The 1,714-nt window shown below is 66.1% G+C and carries 1 protein-coding gene and 2 pseudogenes; all 3 read right to left on the reverse strand.

What is annotated here, in order from left to right:
- Positions 1-130 (reverse strand): annotated as a pseudogene (locus NHN26_RS17290) (IS3 family transposase); the annotation flags it as partial.
- Between the two features lie 4 nt (positions 131-134).
- Positions 135-1,541 (reverse strand): IS30 family transposase, encoded by a 1,407-nt coding sequence (locus tag NHN26_RS17295; protein WP_207894010.1) that lies wholly within the window; start codon positions 1,539-1,541, stop codon positions 135-137.
- A 46-nt stretch (positions 1,542-1,587) separates the two neighbouring features.
- A pseudogene (locus tag NHN26_RS17300) lies at positions 1,588-1,714 on the reverse strand (IS3 family transposase); the annotation flags it as partial.

Genomic DNA, 1,714 nt, shown 5'->3' on the forward strand with positions numbered 1-1,714 from the left:
GTTCGGTTTTCAGCGACGAAAAGAAGCTCTCCATCGCAGAATTGTCCCAGACGTTTCCAGCCCGGCTCATGGAGCAGGTGATGCCGTTGTCGGTCAGCAGGCGCTGAAACTGCTCGCTGGTGTATTGGGCGGTTTCAACCGGTCGTCGCAACATGGGCAGTTTCCACCTTCTCAAGCACCGCGTCCAGCGCCTCCGCCGGGGTTCTCCAGCCAAGGGTCTTTCGAGGGCGCCCGTTGAGTGCAGCGGCAACCGCTTCGATGTCATCGGGGCTGTGCAGGCTGAGATCGGTGCCCTTCGGGAAGTACTGGCGCAGCAGGCCATTGGTGTTCTCATTCGTCCCGCGCTGCCACGGGCTTTGAGGATCGCAGAAGTAGACCGGCAGATCAGCGGCGACGGTCAGTTCAGCATGGCGGGCCATTTCGGCCCCCTGATCCCAGGACAGGGATCGGCGCAGATGGCGGGGCAGTTGAACGATGCTGCGCAGGATGGCATCGCGCACGGCCTCCGCCCCGTGACCCGCCAGAGGCGGTCCGTTCTTCACGCGGGGCTCCTCGCCATGCCCGGGCATCCGTGGAAGGTGCAGCAACAGCGTGAAGCGCGTCTGTCGCTCGACCAGGGTGCCGATGGCGGAGCGGTTGAGCCCGATGATCAGGTCGCCTTCCCAGTGTCCCGGGACAGCACGATCCGCAGCTTCGGCCGGGCGCTCGCTGATCATGATCCCGGATGTCACGAAGGACTTTCCCCGGCCGACGGTCCGGGCGCGGGGCACACGCAACGCCCGGCCGGTGCGCAGGCATGCCGTGAGCTCGCGGCGCAAGGCGCCACGCCCCTGGATGTAGAGCGCCTGATAGATGGCCTCGTGACTGATCCGCATGCTCTCGTCTCCGGGAAAGTCGATGCACAGTCGGCTGGAGATCTGCTCCGGACTCCACGCCTTGGCCCACCGACGCGGTTGTCGCCGTCCGTGTCGTCGACCGTTCCACGTTGTCGGTGGGCCAACAACGACCGAGCCGCCCGGGTGCGAAATATGGCCTGAGAGCCTGTCCTGCACATACTGCCGCAAAGCCGCGTTCGTTGCCAGCTTTGCTGCCTTCGGTCGCTCGGCCGAGCGTTCGGCATGCCACTGGGCCGTGGTCGCACGATACTCGAACCCGCCGGAGCGCGTGGCGGCATTGCGACGGATCTCCCGCGAGATGGTCGACGCCGCGCGGCCAAGACGGCGTGCAATCTCACGCAGGCCGACGTTCTGCACCAGGAGCAGAGCGATCTCCTCGCGCTCTTCCAGACACAGATAGCGCCGGGACGGGGACGGCGCGGATAGCGCCAGATGTGAAGGGGGCATGCCGCCAGCCTCTCGAAACCACCGTGTTCCGACCGGCTGCGAGATGCCGGTCCGGGCAGCAGCGTCCTCGCTGGAGAGACCCAACGCAATCAGGGACCAGAAGCGCCGCCGCTCCGCCTGTCGCGCCACTCCCGGCCGCCCCGGTGAGCGCAACTTGCGCCTGGTCGATCGTCCGGATCTCCGTTTGCATCTTGCCATCGCAACCTCCATCAGCAGGGTGTTGCGACGACCGGTTGAAACCGCCTTGCGATCCCTGGTCCGAGTGATGGAGCAGGGCGTCCGCCTTGCCGCGGCGCCAGACGGCCATCATCAGGGCGTCCATGACCAGCGTGGCATCCCTATCGGCCTTCATCGACCAGCCGACCACACGG

The organism is Rhodovulum tesquicola (genome assembly GCF_024128855.1).
Taxonomy (GTDB): Bacteria; Pseudomonadota; Alphaproteobacteria; order Rhodobacterales; family Rhodobacteraceae; genus Rhodovulum; species Rhodovulum tesquicola.

Bases quoted from the DNA above. Each gene is read 5' to 3' on its own strand.
- NHN26_RS17295 (WP_207894010.1), bottom strand. From the start codon at position 1,541: ATGGCAAGATGCAAACGGAGATCCGGACGATCGACCAGGCGCAAGTTG.